The following is a 22037-nucleotide window of genomic DNA, read 5'->3' on the forward strand; positions in this document are numbered from 1 at the left end:
TTAGAAGTTTTTATTTTTTTTAACTAATCTAAAAAGATCATGCCAAACTTTAGAATAAAAATATATTCTCTGTTTATCTTTTTTATTATTTCTCTGGTAACTTATGGACAAACTTCAAAAATTACTGGTACAATTACAGATGAAAATAATGTGCCCCTACCTGGAGTAAATATTATGCTAAAGGGAACAAACGACGGAACCCAATCTGATTTTGATGGTAATTTTAGTATCGATGCTAGCGAAGGACAAGTTTTGATCTTTTCTTTTGTAGGAACGAAAACGATTGAGAGACTGGTAAAAGAAAATCAAAACTATGATATTGTTATGGCATCAGATCAGGCCAGTCTGGAGGAAGTTGTAATTGTTGGATATGGCTCTCAGAAAAAGGAGAATCTTACTGGAGCTGTTGGATCGGTTTCTGGAGAGACATTAAATGAAAGACCTGCTCCAAATGCAGGAAATTTAATCCAGGGAAGGGTGACCGGACTGCAAGTTACCCAATCTAGTGCGGAACCTGGCAGAGATAATCCAGAATTTCTAATTCGCGGTAGAGGCTCTTTTGGAGGAAGTACAGCTCCATTAGTTTTAATTGATGGTGTAACAGGATCATTGAACAATTTGTCACCAAATGATATTGAAAATATTACTGTATTGAAAGATGCGGCTTCTGCTTCAATTTATGGTGCTCGAGCAGCGAATGGGGTAATTCTTGTTACTACAAAATCTGGGAAAAAGGGTAAAACTGAATTTTCATACAGAATGAATTATGCATTTCAAACTCCGACAGCTCTTCCTGATTTAATTACCAACTCTGCGGATTATATGGAAATGTATAATCAAGCTGCCGAGAGATCTGGAGTTGCTTTTAGGTATCCAGAAAGTGATATTATAGCCTATCGAAATGCCGATAATGATCCTCAATATCCAAATTTTGATTATTTAGATTATTATTTCAATTCCGCAGCTTTAATCAATCACAGCCTATCAATATCTGGGGGTGCAGAAAAAAGTAGTTATAATATCTCCTTGAATTACCTAGATCAGGAAGGAATGATTCCTGGTTATGATTTCGATCGTTACAATGCTCTACTTAATTATAATAATAAGATTTCAGATAAAATTGATATTGGAACCAGTATTAAAATGACTTATAAAGATCGTAAAGAACCACCTTTCACTGGAGCAAATATGGCGCTATCAATTTATGCTGCTGGGCCTAATTACAGTCCATTTCTACCAGATGGAAGCGGTAGAGTAGTTTCCAGAGCTTATCAAAGTGAAGGCAGAAATAGAAATCCTCATGAATATTATTTGATGGGGGATAAATATACTAAAGAATATAATTTAAATGCTCAAGCGTTTGTAAATGTAAAACCATTTGAGGATTTGGTATGGTCAACCACATTTGCCGTGAATTACGTAGATGAATTTTTTAAGATGCATCAGCAAAATTACAACGCCTATCTTTTTCAGGAACTTGATGAAACAGGTGATTATAAACAATCTACTTATGGGCCAGATATCTTAGGTGTTACAGATCAGTATGCTAAGGAGATTAGTCCTACAGTATTCAGCACTCTTACTTACGATAAATCAATTAATGAATTGCATAATTTTAAGTTGTTAGCTGGATTTGAGCAGATTTCTTATCAAATAAGAAGTTTAAGAGGAAGAAGAATCAATTCTGTACTTCCATCTTTGGAAGAATTGTCTGGTTATTCTTCAGAAAGAGAGTCTCTGTTTTTCAGTCATCCGCGCTTACCGGGATTGATAAATCCATCAGAATGGGCAATGCGATCGTTTTTTGGTAGGCTGAATTATGATTTTGATAGTAAATATTTATTTGAAGCAAATTTTAGATACGATGGTACTTCAAAAGTTTCGCCTGATAATAGATGGGGATTTTTTCCATCATTTTCGGCAGGATGGTTGATTTCGAAAGAGAAATTTCTAAAAGATACAGATTGGATCAAGACTTTAAAGATTCGAAGTTCTTATGGTACATTAGGAAATCAAGATATTGGAACTTACTTATATCAGGATGTATTAGAAATCGATAATGTCAATTATTCATTTGATAATGAAACCCTGCAACAAGGAGCTGTTCTAGAGGTTTTTAGAGATCAGGGGATTAAATGGGAATCTACAAGTGTTTTAGATATAGGTTTTGATTTTCAGTCTAAGAATAATTTGATAGGAATAACATTTGATTGGTTTAGAAAACACACTTACGATATTTTAGCTTTTCAGCCAGTTCCGGCAAGTCTTGGCTTAGATGAACCAACTCTTAACGATGGAGAAATGCTAAATAAGGGTTTTGAACTGGAGCTTACCCATAGAAATAGCATCGGAGAATTTAATTATAATGCAAACTTCCTATTCTCGAGGATAAGAAATGAGCTTCTAGAAATACGGGTGCCAAATTACGGATCTAGAATTAGGGAAGAAGGTCTTCCTTACGATTCTCATTACTTATATGAGTGGGATGGCATTTTTCAAATAGAAGATATTAATAATCCGGATGTTCCTTTTCATCAATTAAATGCGAATCCTAGACCCGGAGATCTTAAAATGAAAGATCAAAATGGAGATGGAGTAGTAGACGCGGAAGATAGAATAGTAGTAGATGGGGCGTATCCTGATTTCACTTATTCTTTTGGATTTAATGCTAACTATAAAAATTTTACTTTCAGTGCTTTCTTTCAGGGAGTTAAGGGGATAAAGGCAAGATTAGAAAATTGGGGGGTCGATCCTTATATGCAAGGAACCGCACCAACACAAGAATGGAGAAATGCATGGACTCCAGAAAATCCAACGAATGCTCTTCCAGCTTTATATATTGCTGGCTACCCAGGTGTTGCTAGCTATAAAGCTTCGACATTTTATTTAAAAGATGCATCATATTTAAGATTGAAGAATATAAATATAGGGTACGATTTGCCAAGTAGTGTTTTACAAACATTAAATGCCAAAAGAATTAATGTTTATTTCTCGGCAGATAATCTTTTGACTATTACAGATTTCAAAGGGGGCGATCCGGAAAGGACATCGCTTACTGGGAATTTGGCACAATATCCTCAAGCCAAAGTTTACAATTTTGGATTAAATGTTACTTTTTAAATAAAATTAATATGAAAAGTTTAAATATAATTATTCTGGTAATGAGTGCGATGCTAATCTTGTCCTGTAATGATGACTTTTTAGATAAAAATCCACCAGATACAATTTCTACCCAAAACTTCTGGACTTCACAGGAAGATGTAGAAACTGCCTTAGCGGGGGTATATTATAGACTACAAGAAAATTTTCTTGGCTATGAAAGAGTATATTTAGATGGATTAACAGATAATGCCTTTCTTGATCCCGGAAATTCTAACCAGTCCAATCTGGGAAATGTGGCATTGGGGAATATTTCGGCAAATTTGGGAGGAGCCATTCCAAATATGTATGAAACTCCTTACCGCGTTATTGTAGCTTGTAATTATTTTTTAGATAATATTGATAAGGCACCTATAGAGCAATCAGAAATTTTAACTTATAGAGCAGAAGTACGATTTATTAGAGCTTTAGCCTACTTTGATTTAGTAAGAACTTTTGGAGGAGTAATAATCTATCGAGATTATCCTCAAAATTTAGAAGAGGTTAAAATTGCAAAAAGCACCGTTCAGGAGGTATATTCTTTCATCCAGGAAGATCTGCAATTTGCCATAGATAATCTGCCACGAAAAGATTTTCAAGGTCATGCTGTGAAAGGTAGTGCTAATAGTCTTATGGGGCGTGTATTAATCACTCAAGAAAAATTTGGTGAAGCTTTGCCCTATTTAAAAGCGGTCATTGATTCTGAAGTTTTTGGTCTTGCAAATAATTACAAATTATTATTTCTCACAAATGGGCAAATAGATCCCTCCATTAATAAAGAAATAATTTTTGCGACTCAATACCTTTCGCCTAATAATCCTCAAAGAATTAGACCGGGTGCAGGTGGCCATGATGTTGAGTTAGGATGGTACTCATTGCTTCAGCCTTATAAAGACCTGGTTGATAGTTACGAAATGATTGATGGTAAACTGCCAGAGAATTCTGCGATTTACAATCCCAATAATCCTTACGAAAATAGAGACCCACGTTTAGATATGACGATCAAACTTCCTAACGAAATTTGGAAGAATAACCAAGGTGAAGTATGGGATGGAAGTTATAATTCTTATACAGGATTTCTTACTGAAAAGTATGTAGATCTTTCAAAGGCACCGTTTACTTCCTCCACAGCTATAAACACCGATCAGGACTATATACATATCCGCTATGCTGATGTTCTGCTAATGTTTGCTGAAGCTCAAAACGAGGTCAATGGCCCTAATGATATGGCGTATAATACAATCGATGAAGTTCGAAATAGGCCAGGTGTAGAAATGCCTCCTGTAGACAGAACGCGATACAACACTAAAGAAGAGTTAAGAAATTATATACGTAGAGAAAGAAGAGTAGAATTAGCACTTGAAGGTATAAGATATAATGATTTGAAAAGATGGAAAATTGCAGAAGATGTTATTTCAAACATAACCAACCCTTTAGGGCAAAATCCAATCTTTAGAGGTTTTAATTATCTTATGCCTTTCCCTCAATCTGAATTAGATAACAATACAAATTTAGTGCAAAATCCAGGATACTAAAATTATATTAACGATTCATAACAAAATCTATGTTTTAAAAACATGATTATAATATAAGATTTAATTATTACCTCAAGGCTGAATTCGGCGTTTATCCAGGGATTATTCGTTTAATATCATCCATTAGTTTTTGAAATCATCAAACAGTAAAATATTATGAAAAAAACGATAGTAAAGGCTATTTTAGGGATAAGCTTTTTTTTTATTAATCTGTTTGTTCATGCTCAGTCTAAACAAGTTGAAGGAACAGTTAAAGATGAAAATAATTTACCGCTACCCGGAGTTAACATTCGAATAAAAGGGACCAATGCAGGAACTCAGTCTGATTTTGATGGTAATTTTAGTATTGAAGCCAAAGATGGACAAATTTTGATATTTAGTTTTGTTGGAACGAAAACGATTGAGAAGTTAGTAGGAGAAAATCAAAACTATGATGTTGTTATGGCATCAGATCAGGCAAGTCTGGAGGAAGTTGTAATTGTTGGTTATGGTAAAAAAAATAAAAGAAATATAACCGGTTCGGTAAGTTCAGTGGAAACTGAGCAAATTGAATCGCAACCTAATACAAATGTGGCTCAGGCACTTCGTGGTAGGGTTGCAGGTGTGCAGTTCAATGATAATGGAAGACCTGGACAAGGAGGTAGCATTCTCATAAGGGGGCAAGCATCCTTGACTGCTGGAAACGATCCCTTAATTATTGTGGATGGAGCTTTTTTTTACGGAGAATTAGCAGATATTAATCCTAACGACATTGAATCCATGCAGGTACTTAAAGATGCTAGTGCAACCGCAATTTATGGCTCGAGAGCATCTAATGGTGTTATACTTATATCTACAAAAACTGGGGTGCAGGGTAAACCAACGATTAGATTAAATGTATATTCTGGGATATCAGATTATTATGATAAGGTGCCTCTATATGGTCCAGAAGCTTACCTTCAACGTAGACGCGATTTTAATATTCAAAATGCAAATGAAGGAGAAACACCTATTACCGATGTAGAACGAATTTTAGATACTGAAACTGAATTAGAGCAATATAATGCCGGAAAAACAATAGATCCCTGGGAATTTATTGCGCAAGATGCAATACAGCAATCTTATAACTTAAGTATCTCCGGAAGAATGGATAATATTAGTTATTATTTATCCGGTAATTTAGTGAAAGAAGAAGGTTTGATCTATGGAGACCAGTCAGAAAGAATTTCCATGCGTATGAACTTGGAGAACAATATTACAGATTGGTTGAAGATAGGCCTGAATAGCTCTTACACACAAAGAGATTTGTCTGGCATTCCAGCCTCCCTATCTTCAACATATTGGCTAAGTCCTTATGCTAAAGTTTACGATGATAATGGAGATTTACTACCTTACCCAACAAATGATCAATTAGTTACAAATCCTTTATTTGATGCTTCACAAAGAAAGAATGAAGAAGTTTCAAATAATCTTTTTGCAAATATTTTCGCAGAGATAAACTTTCCATTTTTGGATGGTCTGTCTTATTCTTTTAATTATAATCCAAATATTCAATGGGATCGAGATTATACATTTATTCCTATTTATATAAAAAATGGGATAAATAACACTGGAGCGGCAGGTAAGACAAATGAAAATGAATTCAACTGGCAAATAGAGCATATTTTAAAATATGCTAAAAATTGGGGCGACCATGCTTTAGATCTCACCTTGCTTTATGGTAATAATAGTAGTTTTTACGAAACTACGACTGCTGAATCAAGTAATTTTTTTACGGATGTAAATGGTTGGAATAATCTTAATATAGGAGAAGTTCAGAACTCATATTCATATGCTGAAGGCAGAACTGGAACTTCTGAAATGGGAAGATTAAATTATCAATATTTAGACAGGTATCTTGTTACCTTAACAATGAGGCGTGATGGTTCATCAGTTTTCGGTACAAATAATAAATACGGAATTTTTCCTTCAATGGCATTAGGATGGATAGCATCTGAAGAAAATTTTCTAAACAATGTTAATGAAATTGATTTATTAAAATTTAGGTTGTCTTTTGGACAAGTAGGTAATCAATCCATAGATCCTTATTCTTCTTTAGATCGTTCTGCTTTCGATCAGTATGTTTTTGGCGACGGCAGTCAGACCTATACGGGCTCTTTTCCACTCTCTGGAAATATGCCTAATCCAAATTTAAAATGGGAAACATCTACATCTTTCAACATCGCAGTAGATTTTACGATTTTAGACAGAAGAATAGATGGTACAGTTGAATATTATGATACTAAGACAATAGATTTATTAACGGCAAGAAGCATTCCTGTGATAAATGGATTTTCTAGTGTACTCACTAATATCGGTGAATTAAATAATAAAGGTTTAGAAGTAAGTCTTTCTACGATTAATATAGATTATCCTAAATCACAATTTCGATGGAGCTCATCAATTATTTTTTCAACTAATAAAAACAAAATTGTTCGTCTATATGGGAATGATAATAATAGAGATGGTATTGAAGATGATGATGTTAGTAACCGTTGGTTTATTGGCCAACCTATAAATTCAAATTTTGATTACATATTTGACGGTATTTATCAGGAAGGAGATGATATTCCAGAGGGTTATATGCCAGGATGGGTAAAAGTAAAAGACATAAATAATGATGGAAGCATTACACCTGAAGATCGAACAATTATTAGTCAGGGGCAACCAAAATATAGACTCGGATTAGGAAATAATTTTGAATACAAAAATTTCTCCTTTTCGTTTTTTGTAAATAGTGCACAGGGTTGGGAAGCACCTTTAAATATTCTGGATCCAAGCGGTTATTCAGGAAATAGTTTTCCAGGAAGATCTGTAAATATGATTGATGCGGGGTATTGGACCCCTGAAAATCAATCTAACACAAGACCATCCCTTAACTGGACTAATCCATTAGGAATGTCTTTTTATCAAAGCAAAGATTTTATAAGGCTTCAGGATGCTACACTAGCTTATAAATTTGATTCTGATTTTGTAAACTCTTTAAATATGAAAAATTTGAAAATTTATGTAAGCGGAAGAAATTTACTGATTTTTACAGATTGGATGGGTCCTGATCCCGAAAGTGGATATAACAATATAAATAATTTATATCCTTCAGCTAGAACCATAGTAGCCGGGCTTGATTTAAGTTTTTAATAAAAATTCTTGATATGAAATTACATAAAAATCTACTAAAATATATATTATTTGGAGCAAGTTTTCTAATGTTTCTTAGTTCATGTAATAAAGAATTTTTGGAAGAAGAACCATTGGGCTTTCCAAATTCTAATAACATCTTAAAAGATATAGGCGGTTTTGAAAGTGCAATTGTAGCATTACATGTTGCGGCTAGAGAAATGTATTTTTATCCTGATGGTTCGAGAATGAACTCTTTGTGGCTTGGAACCGATGTGGCATATACGGGGGACAGATCACTTGCCGATTTTGAGAATTACCAAACTTGGTTAACGCCAACTCAATTTTCTGTGGAATTCTATTGGGATTGGGCATATTTGGATGTTATTCCAAGAGCAAATACTATCATAGAATTTGCGAATGGTCCAGATGCGGTTTGGGAGAGTGAAGAACAAAAAAATACCGTTATAGCTGAAGCCCGGTTTTTTAGAGGTTATGCATATAATATTTTAGCAAAACTTTATGGAGATGTTCCTCTAGTTAATCAGATTTATAATAATCCAAAGACTGATTTTGTGAGAAGTCCTAGAATAGAAGTTTACGATTTTGCCAAAGAGGATCTTGAATTTGCAAGCCAGTGGCTACCAGTGCAGGCACCTTTTGATGGACGAATTGAGAAGGGCGCTGCAGACCATCTATTGTCTGAAATATATATAAGTCTAGGTGATTTTGATGCTGCAGTGGCAAGTGCTTCTAAAGTTATAGAATCTCCAAGATATGAATTGATGACTGAAAGATTTGGGAATTATCTTGACAAGCCGGGAGATGTTTTCGCAGATTTATTTAAGGATGAAAATCAAAATCGTTCTAGTACTACCAATACAGAAACAATATGGGCTTTGCAATTCGAATTTCAAACTCCAGGAGGGACAGCAGGGGGCGCCAAATGGTATTCTAATGGATGGTTAAGAGCGTGGGGACCTAAATGGTGGGATATAAAAGATCCGCAGGGTAATTCTGGAATGCAGCTTACAACAGATAGTTTAGGGAGAGGAGTCGCCTGGGTTCGACCTTCAGCTTATTACTATGATAAGATATGGAATGAAGATCCAATGGATATGAGAAATTCGAAATACAATATTAAAAGAGAGTATTATTATAATAATCCTGATTCTCCTTATTTTGGAGAGAAAGTAAATCCCTCAATTACGAATCTTGATACATTAGTTCAGTATTATCCGATGATAATGAAAATAGAACCACAGTTATTTCCTGAAGGCCCAACTTATGGTAGAGCCTTTAAGGATACTTACGTTATGCGACTTGCAGAAACATACTTATTGAGAGCGGAGGCATATTTTCGTAATGGTAATCTTGAAGAAGCTGCAAACGATATAAATACGCTTAAAAAGCGAGCCAAGGCAGAATTGATAACAGCATCGGATATTAACATAGATTATATATTGGATGAACGTGCCAGAGAACTAATTATTGAAGAACCAAGGCGTTTAACTTTAAATCGATTGGGTTTGTTGTCAGAACGGGTAAGAAAATATAATCCGGAAAGTAGTTCAAGTGTACAGGATTATCACAATCTTTTTCCTATTCCTCAATCTGCTATAGACGCTAATATTGATTCAGAACTCCGCCAAAATCCTGGTTACTAATTTATTTTTTGTATAAAAAATCTAAGCTTTCCAACTCTAACTCGGAAATTAAATGAGATCATTTTTTAAACTAGTTATATTTTTTATTTACGTATTTTTTCTTTCAGAAGCCTTTGCCCAGGAAACAGAAATTCAATATTTATCTGGTACCGGTAGTGACCAGACTGTAGACTGGAAATTTATGGTTGATGATGGGAGAAAAGCAAACGAATGGACTACAATTCCTGTACCTTCTAATTGGGAGCAATTCGGTTTTGGAACTTATAATTACGGACATGCAGAAGACGAAGAAAGAGGCAAGGAAACAGGTTATTATAAATATGAATTCAGTATTCCTTCAGATTGGAATAAGAAGCAAATAGAAATCGTTTTTGAAGGTTCAATGACGGATACCGAAGTAAAAATCAATGGTAAACTGGCAGGCCCGGTACATCAAGGAGCTTTTTATCGTTTCAAATACAATATTTCAGATTTACTGAATTTCGGTTCTGAACATAATTTACTGGAAGTGAGCGTCAAAAAACATTCCACAAATGAATCCGTGAATCAGGCCGAAAGACATGCTGATTACTGGATTTTTGGCGGGATTTTTCGTCCGGTATACTTACAGGCAAAACCTTTTCAAAACATAGAAAGAGTAGCTATTAATGCACGGGCTAATGGCCAGTTTGAAGCAGAGATTTTTTGTAATAATATTCATAGAAATGGGAGTCTGGATGCTCAAATCTTTAGTTTAAAAGGAGATCCGGTTGGGGAGACTTTTACCATTGATCTTAACAAGGGCTCAAATTCCGTAATAATTCAATCAAATTTTGAAAATATCCAAACTTGGAATCCTGAAGATCCATATTTATACGAGGTAGAGTTCAGATTGAAAAATAATAGTAAAACTATTCATAAACTCACACAAAACTTCGGTTTTAGAACAATCGAATTGCAAGAGCGCGATGGAATATATGTAAACGGAACAAAAATAAAGTTTAAAGGTGTAAACAGACATACATTCTGGCCTACTACGGGTCGTTCTTCAAGTAAAACCAGAAGTATTAAAGATGTTGAGTTGATTAAAAGCATGAATATGAATGCGGTGCGTATGTCGCATTATCCACCCGATCAACATTTTCTGGAAGTAGCTGATTCCTTAGGACTCTTTGTACTTGATGAACTTGCCGGATGGCACGCATCTTATGATACTGAAGTAGGTAGCAAGTTAGTAAAGGAAATGGTTATTCGTGATGTTAATCATCCTTCTATTGTATTTTGGGACAATGGTAACGAAGGAGGTCATAATACAGATCTAGACTCACTTTTTCAGAAATATGATATCCAAAATCGAAGAACCATTCATCCCTGGCAAACCTTTAATGGTTTGTCTAATGAGCATTATCGACCTTATAATTATGGAGTAGGTACTTACTGGAATGGCCGGAATGTTGTTTTTCCAACTGAATTTTTACACGGAATGTATGATGGTGGAGCTGGTGCTGGTTTGAATGATTTTTGGAATAAAATGATTTGGAATAATCCACTTGCTGCAGGAGGATTTATTTGGGTTTTTGCTGATGAAGGAGTGAAGCGAACAGACACCGGTGAAATCGATACTTATAATGGTGCTGCAGCTGATGGTATTTTGGGTCCATTTCACGAAAAAGAAGCAAGTTACTATGCAATCAAAGAAATCTGGTCTCCGATTCATTTTCAGGATAAAAGTATAAGTCAGTATTTTGATGGTAAGTTCAAGATCGAAAATCGATATTTTTACACCAATCTTAAAGAAATAAATTTCAGTTGGAAACTGGAAAGTTTGCCTGTGCCAAATGAAGACTTAAAAACGAAGCCGTTTACAGATAAAGCAAACTCACCAGACATTGCGCCCGGGGCCAGTGGATACCTAAACCTTTCACTTCCTGGAAACTGGAAAAATTACGATGTGATGTATATAACCGCCACAGATAATTTTGGCAGAGAAATTTATAGCTGGAACTGGCCTTTGAAATTTCCAAAAGAAGTTATCAATAAGCTGCTCCCCGAGAAATCTGAAGGTTCAGTCCGAATGTCTGAGAATGATACTCAAATTACGGTAAAGGCAGGTGGTATTGAATTTAAAATTGGTAAAAATGACGGATTATTAAAAAAAGTTGCTAATCAAAACGGCATCATCCCTTTTAATAATGGCCCTCATCTTAGTGCAGGAAAAGTTGAATTTAAATCTCTTAAAACTCAAAAATCTGGTGATACCTTATCGTTAATTTCATCATTTGAAGAAGAATCGAGGATGAAAGAATTTACCTGGACATTTTATCCTTCGGGCTGGCTAAAACTGGAAATCTATTACAAACCGGAAGAGTACGATGTAGATTTCGATTATATGGGTGTAGATTTTTCATATCCCGAAAATTTAGTCGAAGGCGTTACATGGCTTGGAGATGGTCCTTATCGAGTTTGGAAAAACAGAATGCAGGGCGTAGAATATGGAATTCATCGAAAAGATTATAACAATACTGTAACTGGTGTTTCACCGATGGTTTATCCTGAATTTAAAGGATATCATTCGAATTTGTACTGGGCAAAAATTGAATCAAAACAACAGTCGTTTTTGGTAGCAACGGCTACCGATGATGTATTTTTGAGATTATATACTCCCGAATATCCTCAAAAGGAGTTCGAAGCTCGAACGTCACCTCCTTTTCCAGAACGGGATATTTCTTTTATGCAGGCAATTCCTGCTATTGGAAGTAAAACAAATCAGCCAGAACGGCTTGGACCAGATGGGCAAAAAAATATTTTCTTCGATTACGGCACATTTGATGATTGGCGCATACGAGGCAAAAAGATGACATTATTTTTTGATTTTTCAGCAGGTCAATAGGTGTTTTTCAGCTTTAAAACTGATTTTTTGTTTTTCTTCAAGTAAGTACAGGATAGGTTTAATGTGTTGAATAATTATCATTGATGTAATTAAACAACATGCTCAACTATGTTATCTAAAATTTACTTAAGACTTCTATCAATATTGCTTCTTCTGTTTGGATCATTTTCTCATGCCGCAGAAATTTATGTTTCCCCAAATGGTAAAGATAGTAATACAGGAGATAGTTTAAATCCATTGGCAACAGTTTCAGCTGCGCTTCGAAAAGCCAGGGAATTAAGAAGATTAAATAAACTGGATAAAAATGAAGGTATTCAAATAATTATAGAGCATGGTATTTACCGACTTTATGAGCCAATTCTATTACGTCCGGAAGATTCTGGAACATTAGATTCCCCTACAGTCATAAAATCAGCCGATAAATCGAAGCCTGTTTTTTCAGGAGGCATAGAAATTAAAAACTGGAAAAAAGCGAAAACCACTAACTTAAATATAGATTCAGCAATTAATAATAATCTTTGGGTTGCAGATCTGCCTCTGTTCGGGGGGAATTCGATTCAGTTTAGACAAATCTGGGTAGATGGTCAAAAAGCAAGGCGTGCGACAAATCTTGGGGAGCAGAAGCTAAATAGAATTCTTTCTGTAGATTCTGAAAATGAGATTATGTGGATCCCGACACCTAATTGGGATTTTAAAAATCCAGAGGACCTTGAATTTGTAATTCACCAATGGTGGGCTATCGCCAATCTTCGTGTTAAATCACTGGAAAGGCATGGGGATAGCACAGCAGTGAAATTTCATCAACCTGAGAGTAAAATTGAATTTGAACATCCGTGGCCGGCACCGTTTATAGATTCTAAAAAGGAGTATAACGGAAATTCGGCATTTTATTTTACTGGAGCTGCCGAATTGTTGAGCGAACCTGGAGAATGGTACCTCGACAAAAGAAACCTTAAGGTTTACTATTACCCGAAAAACGGAAAGGACCCCAATAATTCTAAAATTATTGTTCCTGCTTTAGAAAGTCTTGTAGAGATTAAGGGAACTTTGGATAAAACAGTTTCCAATATTCAATTTGAAAATATAAGTTTTCAGCATTCTACATGGATGCGCCCATCACAAAAAGGTCATGTACCGCTTCAGGCCGGTTGGTCTATAATCGATGCCTATAAATTAGAAGAACCAGGAACACCAGACAAAGCCGCATTGGAAAATCAAGCATGGATAGAAAGACAGCCAGCTGCATTTGAAGTATCCAATGCCAATAATATTAAAATTATCGGATGCAAATTCAGTCATTTAGCTGCTACTGGATTAGATCTTATTAGTGGTGTGGCTGAAAGTGAAATTATGGGTAATCTTTTTGAAGATATAGGCGGGACTGCAATCCAGGCGGCTTTTTTCGGAGGCCCTCAGTATGAGGCTCACTTGCCTTATCAACCAAAAGATGACCGGGAAATAGTACACCATCTAAATATTCATAATAATTATATAACCAATGTTACTAACGAAGATTGGGGATGTGTAGGCATTAGTATTGGTGTTGCTCACAATATTGATATTAGTCATAATGAAGTTTCAGATATCAATTATAGTGGGATTTGTTTGGGTTGGAGTTGGACTAAAACGATTTCGATTGCTAAGAATAATCGGATTCACGCTAATAGAATTCACAATTTCGCTAAGCAAATGTATGATGTAGGCGGTATTTATACCCTTTCTGCCCAGCCAAACACAGAGATTAGTGAAAATGCAATATATGATCTAAAAGAGGCATCTTATGCACATATGCCACATCATCATCAATATATTTATTACGATGAGGGCTCTTCCTACATAAGATCTATAAATAACTGGACCGAAAAGGATAAATTTTTCGAGAACAGTCCGGGACCGGGTAATTTGTGGGAAAACAATGGTCCTGGAGTAGCAAAAGAAATTAAGAATAATGCAGGTCTACAACCTGAGTTTCAACAAATAAAAAATGAGTACAGAAAATAAAAAACTACGATTAGGGATTTTAGGTTTGGGAGAAGGTAGAAGTACTATTTCTGCAGCACTTTCAAGTCCTAAGATTGAATTGGTGAAGATGTGTGATCTCAATCTCGAAGTTTGTAAGAAAAGAGCAAAGGAATTTGATTTTTATGAATATACTACAAAATTTGAAGATTTGCTTGATGATCCTACCATAGAGGCTATAGCAATCTACACTCCAGATCATTTGCATGCTACTCATATTAAACTGGCACTGGAACATGACAAACACGTAGTTTGTACGAAACCCTTGATTGATGATCTTAAAGACGCTTCTGAATTAGTTAAGCTTCAGGAAAAAACTGGAAAAAAGTTATTTGTAGGGCAGAGCAGTAGGTTTTTTCAACCGATGAAACGACAACGACAGGATTTTGAGAATGGTTTAATTGGAGATTTAGTTACTGTGGAAGCCTATTATAATGCAGATCATCGATGGTTTCTGAAAAAAACCTGGGCCCTGGAAAATTCTTTTAAATGGCTATATGGAGGCTTAAGCCATCCAGTAGACTTCATTAGATGGTATTTGCCAGAAATTGAAGAAGTAATGGGGTATGGCATGCTTAGCGAAAATGGTAAAAACGGTGGTCTTAAAAATTACGACACCATGCAGTTTATATATAAATCCAAAGATGGGAGAATTGCCAGGGTTGGAGGTGCCTATTCAGGACCAGTACAACCAGTACAGAGAGACAGTGAGATGAGCTGTATTCTTCGCGGAAATTTAGGTTGTAGTCAAGGGGATTATATGGATTTACGATACGCTATAACAGATAAAGATGGTGAAGAACGTATAATAACGTGGGAACATAAGTTAAAGCATTTTTTCAGGTTTGAAGGGAAAAGTCATCATGCCGGAGAATACGAGAACTATTTAAATTATTTTGCTGATAGTATTCATCAGGATTTTACCGCATACCCCGATTTAATAGAAGGAATAGGTACAATTGTTCTATTAAAGGCTATGGAGCGATCTCTTGGTTCTGGTAAACCGGAAAAAATCTCAGCAATTATTGAGGAATTCAATCTGCAGAAACTACTATCCTAAATTTTAAGATTATTTATGGAAATTCATGAGTTATTGACCATAACTGATTTTATGGTTGTGGGTGTATATATTTTAATTCTTGTAGGGATAGGTTACTGGGCCAGCTTTAGAGATAAAAAAGATGTAGACGAGAATCTATTTTTAGCAGGTAATTCCCTTAACTGGACTAGTATTGGTTTTACCATGTGGGGAACTAACGTTGGGCCTTCAATGTTGATAGCCTCTGCTAGTATTGGCTATACCACAGGTATTGTAGCAGGAAATTTTGCCTGGTATGCCTTTATATTTATTTTTTTACTGGCCGTAGTATTTGCTCCGCGCTATCTAGGTGCAAAAACACAAACTTTACCCGAATTTATGGGGAAACGTTTTGGTAATTCTACGCAAAATATTTTGGCCTGGTATACGATCGTAACGGTATTAATTAGCTGGCTATCTCTTACACTTTTTGCAGGAGGCATTCTTATTCAGCAGATTTTAGGAATTCCCATGTGGCTATCCATTATCGTTTTAATCATCATAGCTTCTTTTTTTACTATCGCTGGTGGCCTCAAAGCTATCGCTGCTACCAATGTATTTCAGATGGTTTTATTAATTGTGGTTTCGTTAGCATTAACAATAACCGGGATTTACAAAATTGGTGGTATAGAAAGGCTAATTTCAGAAACTCCTTCAGAGTATTGGAATCTTTTTCTTCCAGCCGATGATGCTAACTATCCATGGCTGGCTATTGTCTTAGGATATCCGGTAATGGGAGTCTGGTTTTGGTGTACAGATCAATCAATGGTACAATCGGTCCTGGGAGCGAAAAATATTAAACAGGGGCAGCTTGGTGCCAATTTTACCGGTTGGCTTAAAATACTGGATGTGCCTTTATTTATTCTTCCAGGAGTAATTTGCTTTATTCTTTATCCCGAATTACAAAATCCAGACGAGGCTTACATGACCATGGTGACCAAAATGTTTCCTGTTGGTATGACAGGTCTCGTGATGGCAGTTTTAATCGCAGCCTTGGTAAGTACTATAGATTCGGCTTTAAATGCTTTAAGTACTGTTTTTACAATGGATATTTATGTGAAGAAATTTAAACCTGAAGCAACCCAAAGACAAGTGGTTAAGATTGGGCGAATAGTAACTGTTATAGGAGCGGTATTAGCCATTTTCATCACGCTTGCGATAAATAGTATCAAAGGATTAAATCTTTTTGACGTTTTTCAATCAATTCTAGGATTCATTGCGCCACCAATGTCGGTAGTTTTCTTGTTTGGTGTACTTTGGAAGAAAACCACCACCCGTGCCGTAAATATCATTCTTATTTTAGGAACCATTCTGAGCATGGGCATAGGCGTCTTCTATTTGTGGGTTTTCCCAGCAGCAGATTATGATTTTTGGCCGCATTTTCTATTGCTTTCTTTTTACATTTTCATGTTTCTTTCTGTACTAATTGTGATTCTTTCGCTTAACGATAAATCGAAAAACCAATATGTAAGTACGCTGGACTATGGCGAATTATCAAAATTGAAACCTTCAGCTAAAGTGATGTGGGCGGCCTTATTTATCGTAATGATAGGTCTTTATATATTCTTCAACGGAAATTAAAAAGCGCTAATGAAAACCATTTTCAGTACATTTTTTATCATTTTTTCAATGCAACTGAATGCTCAGATTGCAATTTCATTTGATAGAGAATCACCAAGAATAAATTTTGGTTCAGAACGGTTGATGCTGGAACTGGATCGTATTGGAGAAGATATTCGATTCCTTGAAGACGTGCCAAACGGTTTTTCAGAATCTAAAAGACTAATCATTGTAGCTGAAAAAGATTCCGATTGGTTTAGAGAGCATATTTTCGAAAGTGATCAGCCCCAAATTACCAATTCAAAGGAAGCTTTCAGAATTTCTTCGGAAGGAAATAAAATATATGTCATAGGGAATGATGAGTCCGGTGCACTTTATGGAGCATTGGAGCTTGCGGATAGAATTAAATCTGAAGAAAGATTACCGGAAAATCTCGATTTCAGTGATCATCCGGAGATGGTTTTACGCGGAACTGCTATAGGAATGCAAAAAATGAATATTCTTCCCGATAGGCATGTTTATGAATATCCATATACTCCAAAAAACTTTCCCTGGTTTTATGATAAGGAACTATGGATAAAATATATGGATATGTTGGTTGAAAATCGATATAATTCCTTGTATTTATGGAACGGACATCCATTTGCGTCTTTAGTGAAATTAGAAGATTATCCCTATGCACTTGAAGTAGATGAAGAAACTTTCAGAAAAAACGAAGAAATATTTGAATTTCTAACAACAGAAGCTGATAAACGCGGAATTTGGGTAATTCAAATGTTTTATAATATTATCGTTTCCAAACCTTTTGCAGAACATCATAATATCCCTACTCAGGATAGAGGACGTGAAATTACTCCGTTACTGGAAGATTATACTCGAAAATCAATAGCCGCTTTTATAGAGAAATATCCTAATGTTGGGCTTCTGGTCGCACTGGGAGAAGCTATGAGCGGCATTGAAAATGATATAAACTGGTTTACGAATACCATTATTCCCGGCGTGAAGGATGGCATGCAACGACTGGGAAGAAAAGATGAACCACCAATCATTTTGAGAGCGCACGATACTGATGCTCCAAAGGTTGTGCAGGCTGCGTTTCCCATGTATAAAAATCTCTATACCACACATAAGTATACTGGTGAGTCTTTAACGACTTATGAACCGCGAGGTCCTTGGACAAAAATCCATCAGGATTTAAGTAATCTGGCTTCGGTACATATTTCAAACGTTCATATCCTTGCAAATCTGGAGCCATTTCGTTTTGGTTCTCCTAATTTTATTCAAAAGACAGTTAAAGCTATGCATGAAGTTCACGGAGCAAATGCTTTGCATCTGTATCCTCAAGCTTCTTATTGGGACTGGCCTTATACCGCAGATAAAACGGCACCCCGTTTACTGGAAATGGATCGAGATTGGATCTGGTACAGCGCCTGGGGAAGATATGCCTGGCAAAAAGAAAGAGAAAGAAATGAAGAAATTGAATTCTGGAGCGACGAATTTTATAAAAAGTATGGCACTGATCGGGCTGCCTCTGAACAAATTCTAACGGCTTATGAGGAGACCGGGGAAATTGCTCCAAAAACATTACGAAGATTTGGAATCACTGAAGGGAACAGGCAAACCTTATTACTAGGCATGTTTATGAGTCAGTTGGTTAATCCGTATAAGTGGCGCGTTTATCCGGGATTTTATGAATCCACCGGGCCAGAAGGAGAAATTCTGATTGAATACGCCGAAAAAGAATTTAATAATGATCCACATATTGGAGAAACTCCACTACAAATTATTCAGGAAATTGAGGCCCATGGTAAAAAAGCTGTTGAGGCTATAGATAAGGCAGAACCGAATGTAATTAAAAATAAAGATGAATTCATTCGACTTCAGAATGATATTCATGCCTATAAGGCATTTGCAGATTTCTTATCAGAAAAAGTAAGAGCAGCTATGCTTGTATTAAAATATGATCATTCGGGAGCGAAAAATGCTCTTTTAAAAGCAATCCCTCATCTGGAAAACAGTTTGAAACACTATCGTAAACTGGTTGAATTGACCGAGGGAAATTATTTTTATGCTAATAGTATGCAAACATCCATGAGGCGGATTCCTATTGGTGGAGATGATGGAAAATATAAGAAGTGGTCTGAGATGTTACCGCTTTACGAACAGGAATTAGAAAATTTTAGAAAAAATTTAAATAATATTGACTCTTCAGTAAAATCTGATTCACAGGACGAAAAAGTTAAAGCATGGACACCTGCTGAAATTAAAATTCTCTCGGGAAAGGAAACTTATTCGGTTGCAGTGGGAAGTCTTGTATATGATAAAATGAGTGCACAAATTATTAAAACTGCTCCTGAAATTTCAAAACTAACCGGCGTAAAATTTAAGGAGAAGAATCAGATAGAAAATGGAACAATTCTCAAGTTTGAGAACACAAAACCTGTGAAAGTAGTGGTAGGATTTTTTGAAGATGCCGAGGATAAAGAAAATCTAATAGCTCCTACCTTAGAAAATAATGCAGCGGGTAATATTAGGGGACAGGCTGATATTACAATTGCTAATGCTTTGAAGTTGGATGGTTATCCCAAAATAAATATACATACCTATCACTTCGAGACCGGTAAAAATGAACTTCAATTGGAAAAAGGAAGAGTGTTAATACTTGGATTTATCCCGGCAGTGCAAAAAATAAATAGCAGGGATGCGGGTCTTGTAGGTAAAAAATCGGTAGACTGGCTATTTCAGGATTCTAATTAAAAAGAATAACAGGGAGGTACAGGATAAATTCATAATAAATTTTAGGGATATTTCAACAATAACTTAGGCCTATTAGTTCATGAAATCATTGAAATACTCCTTTATAAAAATTGCCGTACTTCTAATAATATCTCTTTGTAGTTGCAATATCGCCATTTCTCAGGAAGAGAATATGAGGGAAAGCAGAGCAACCTGGATTTGGTATCCTGGCGATTTCGAAATTTGGCTGAGCAATAAGATGCAAGTACGTCGTACAGAGCGGGAAGCGGTATTTCCGCCACTTTGGCGCTATTATAGTCCGTTTCCTCTCGTAACTTTTCAAACAGAAGTAGACTTGCCGGAAGCAGATGAGGTTAGTATTTATTCAGAAGGTTCTTTTCAGTTACTGATTGACGGTAAGCAGATTTATGGTCAGCCAAAATCTTTCACAATAGAAGCAGGGAAACACACTATCTCGCTTAAAGTTTATAATCAGGAATTTTTACCGTCTATTTATATACAGGGAAAATATATTAATTCAGATGAATCCTGGATCGTTACTAATGAGGATAAATTATGGATTGATGAGAAAGGTAACGCACAACAATCAGGAACACCGTGGAAACCGGTGGGATCTTGGAAGTTCGATTCGCCAGTTGAAAAGCCTTCGGATTTTAAGCTGGAAACAGAACCCTGGAATGCAAAGACAATAGAACCTATTGGTGATGGAGAATTGGTCGATTTTGGCAAGGAAACTTTTGGATACATAAAAATACATGGAATAGAAGGTGAAGGAAGGTTGGCGTTATACTACGGTGAATCTCGCGAAGAAGCTTTGGACTCCGCAAAATGTGAAACTCTTGATTATATAAATTTCAACGGGAGTCACTCTTCAGAATATACACATGATGAATCAAAAGCTTTTCGATATGTGCAGGTACAGGCCGATCCTTCCATAAAATACGACTCCATTTCTATGCTATATGAATATCTTCCACTTGATTATCGGGGGGAATTCAATTCTTCAGATGAGTTGCTTAATGAAATCTGGGATGTTTCAGCTTACACGATGCATCTTACTTCAAGAGAATTTTTCATCGATGGTATTAAAAGAGATCGTTGGATTTGGTCTGGCGACGCTTACCAGAGTTATTTGATGAACTACTACTTGTTCTTCGATAATAATTCCGTAGAAAGAACGCTGCTTGCGTTAAGAGGAAAAGAACCGGTAACTGCGCATATCAATACCATTATGGATTATTCACTGTATTGGTTTGTAGGTATATATGATTACTATCTCTATACAGGTGATACAAGTTTTATAGAACAGTTCTATCCAAGAATGAAAAGTCTTATGGAATTTGTTCTAGGTAGGCGTAATAAATCCGGATTCTTGGAGCCTTTAGAAGGTGACTGGGTTTTTATCGATTGGGCTGATTGCTTACCGAAGACAGGTGAAGTAAGTTTTGAACAAATGCTCCTGGCTAGAAGTCTGGAGGCTATGGCAAGAAGTGCAGAAATTGCCGGTGAAAATAATGACCAAAAGAGATATAAAAGTTTAGCTGAAGAAATGCAAAAAAAACTGTTCGATGTTTTTTGGGATGAAAAAAACCAGGTCATGAAGCACCAGAGAGTTAATGGTGAAATGCAGAATATTGTAACCCGTTATGCAAATATGTTCGGGATTTTCTTCAATTATTTCAATGAAGAACAGAAGCAAAGCGTAAAAGAGAAGGTTTTGTTGAACGATGATATTCTACAAATTACTACGCCTTATATGCGTTTTTACGAATTAGAGGCTCTTTGCGCTATTGGGGAGCAGGAATATGTTCTTGATGAAATTCGGGATTATTGGGGCGGAATGCTGGATTTAGGCGCCACTTCATTCTGGGAAAAATATGACCCTTCAGATGAAGGAGAACAGCATTTATCGATGTACGGACGGCCTTACGGGAAAAGCTTGTGCCATGCCTGGGGAGCCAGTCCTATTTATCTGTTCGGTAAATATTATTTAGGGGTCAAGCCAACTGCTCCAGGTTACGCGCAATATGAAATTAGGCCAAATCTTGGCGGACTCGATTGGATAGAAGGGAAAGTACCAACACCTAGTGGCGAAATCGAAATATTTGCCAGTAAGAAAGAAATACGAGTAACCGGAGTTGAGGGAAAAGGTAAGTTGATTTTCAAAAGTAAATCAAAACCGAAGAGTTCAGAAACAATAAAAAGTCTGGGAAATGATGAATATGAAATGATCATAAATCCTGGAAAGAAATATAAAATAAGCTATAAAGCTATCTAGA

10 protein-coding genes are annotated in these 22037 nt (G+C 36.0%); all 10 read left to right on the forward strand.

The genetic code is table 11. The features are described from left to right. Nucleotides 1–39 precede the first annotated feature (39 nt). The 10 genes from PBT89_RS05225 (at nucleotide 40) to PBT89_RS05270 (ending at nucleotide 22036) form a co-directional block, all read left to right on the forward strand. Nucleotides 40–3120, forward strand: coding sequence for a SusC/RagA family TonB-linked outer membrane protein (locus PBT89_RS05225; RefSeq protein ID WP_270063700.1), 3081 nt, complete (start codon nucleotides 40–42; stop codon nucleotides 3118–3120). Nucleotides 3121–3131: 11 nt separating this feature from the next. Then, entirely contained in the window at nucleotides 3132–4673 is a 1542-nt protein-coding gene (locus tag PBT89_RS05230) for a RagB/SusD family nutrient uptake outer membrane protein (protein WP_270063701.1), read from the forward strand. A 156-nt stretch (nucleotides 4674–4829) separates the two neighbouring features. Next, the gene (locus tag PBT89_RS05235; protein ID WP_270063702.1) at nucleotides 4830–7829 is read left to right on the forward strand and encodes a SusC/RagA family TonB-linked outer membrane protein; all 3000 of its coding nucleotides are present in this window, start codon (nucleotides 4830–4832) and stop codon (nucleotides 7827–7829) included. 14 nt (nucleotides 7830–7843) lie between these two features. After that, on the forward strand, nucleotides 7844–9475 hold the full coding sequence (locus PBT89_RS05240) for a RagB/SusD family nutrient uptake outer membrane protein (protein ID WP_270063703.1): 1632 nt from the start codon (nucleotides 7844–7846) through the stop codon (nucleotides 9473–9475). 52 nt (nucleotides 9476–9527) lie between these two features. Further along, nucleotides 9528–12344 (forward strand): glycoside hydrolase family 2 TIM barrel-domain containing protein, encoded by a 2817-nt coding sequence (locus tag PBT89_RS05245; RefSeq protein WP_270063704.1) that lies wholly within the window; start codon nucleotides 9528–9530, stop codon nucleotides 12342–12344. A 108-nt stretch (nucleotides 12345–12452) separates the two neighbouring features. Next, on the forward strand, nucleotides 12453–14345 hold the full coding sequence (locus PBT89_RS05250; RefSeq protein ID WP_270063705.1) for a right-handed parallel beta-helix repeat-containing protein: 1893 nt from the start codon (nucleotides 12453–12455) through the stop codon (nucleotides 14343–14345). Then, nucleotides 14329–15423 (forward strand): Gfo/Idh/MocA family protein, encoded by a 1095-nt coding sequence (locus PBT89_RS05255; RefSeq protein WP_270063706.1) that lies wholly within the window; start codon nucleotides 14329–14331, stop codon nucleotides 15421–15423. The genes PBT89_RS05250 and PBT89_RS05255 overlap by 17 nt, the downstream gene beginning before the upstream one ends. Nucleotides 15424–15438: 15 nt before the next feature. After that, on the forward strand, nucleotides 15439–17022 hold the full coding sequence (locus tag PBT89_RS05260; RefSeq protein ID WP_270063707.1) for a sodium:solute symporter: 1584 nt from the start codon (nucleotides 15439–15441) through the stop codon (nucleotides 17020–17022). A gap of 9 nt (nucleotides 17023–17031) precedes the next feature. Beyond that, nucleotides 17032–19758: an alpha-d-galacturonidase gene (locus tag PBT89_RS05265; protein WP_270063708.1), complete on the forward strand. Its 2727-nt coding sequence runs from the start codon at nucleotides 17032–17034 to the stop codon at nucleotides 19756–19758. Between the two features lie 79 nt (nucleotides 19759–19837). Continuing rightward, nucleotides 19838–22036, forward strand: a complete 2199-nt coding sequence (locus PBT89_RS05270; RefSeq protein WP_270063709.1) for an alpha-L-rhamnosidase-related protein — start codon at nucleotides 19838–19840, stop codon at nucleotides 22034–22036. Nucleotide 22037: the final 1 nt, after the last annotated feature.

This window comes from Zunongwangia sp. HRR-M8, from assembly GCF_027594405.1.
GTDB lineage: Bacteria > Bacteroidota > Bacteroidia > Flavobacteriales > Flavobacteriaceae > Zunongwangia.

Bases quoted from the DNA above. Each gene is read 5' to 3' on its own strand.
- PBT89_RS05225 (WP_270063700.1), top strand. From the start codon at position 40: ATGCCAAACTTTAGAATAAAAATATATTCTCTGTTTATCTTTTTTATT.
- PBT89_RS05230 (WP_270063701.1), top strand. From the start codon at position 3,132: ATGAAAAGTTTAAATATAATTATTCTGGTAATGAGTGCGATGCTAATC.
- PBT89_RS05235 (WP_270063702.1), top strand. From the start codon at position 4,830: ATGAAAAAAACGATAGTAAAGGCTATTTTAGGGATAAGCTTTTTTTTT.
- PBT89_RS05240 (WP_270063703.1), top strand. From the start codon at position 7,844: ATGAAATTACATAAAAATCTACTAAAATATATATTATTTGGAGCAAGT.
- PBT89_RS05245 (WP_270063704.1), top strand. From the start codon at position 9,528: ATGAGATCATTTTTTAAACTAGTTATATTTTTTATTTACGTATTTTTT.
- PBT89_RS05250 (WP_270063705.1), top strand. From the start codon at position 12,453: ATGTTATCTAAAATTTACTTAAGACTTCTATCAATATTGCTTCTTCTG.
- PBT89_RS05255 (WP_270063706.1), top strand. From the start codon at position 14,329: ATGAGTACAGAAAATAAAAAACTACGATTAGGGATTTTAGGTTTGGGA.
- PBT89_RS05260 (WP_270063707.1), top strand. From the start codon at position 15,439: ATGGAAATTCATGAGTTATTGACCATAACTGATTTTATGGTTGTGGGT.
- PBT89_RS05265 (WP_270063708.1), top strand. From the start codon at position 17,032: ATGAAAACCATTTTCAGTACATTTTTTATCATTTTTTCAATGCAACTG.
- PBT89_RS05270 (WP_270063709.1), top strand. From the start codon at position 19,838: ATGAAATCATTGAAATACTCCTTTATAAAAATTGCCGTACTTCTAATA.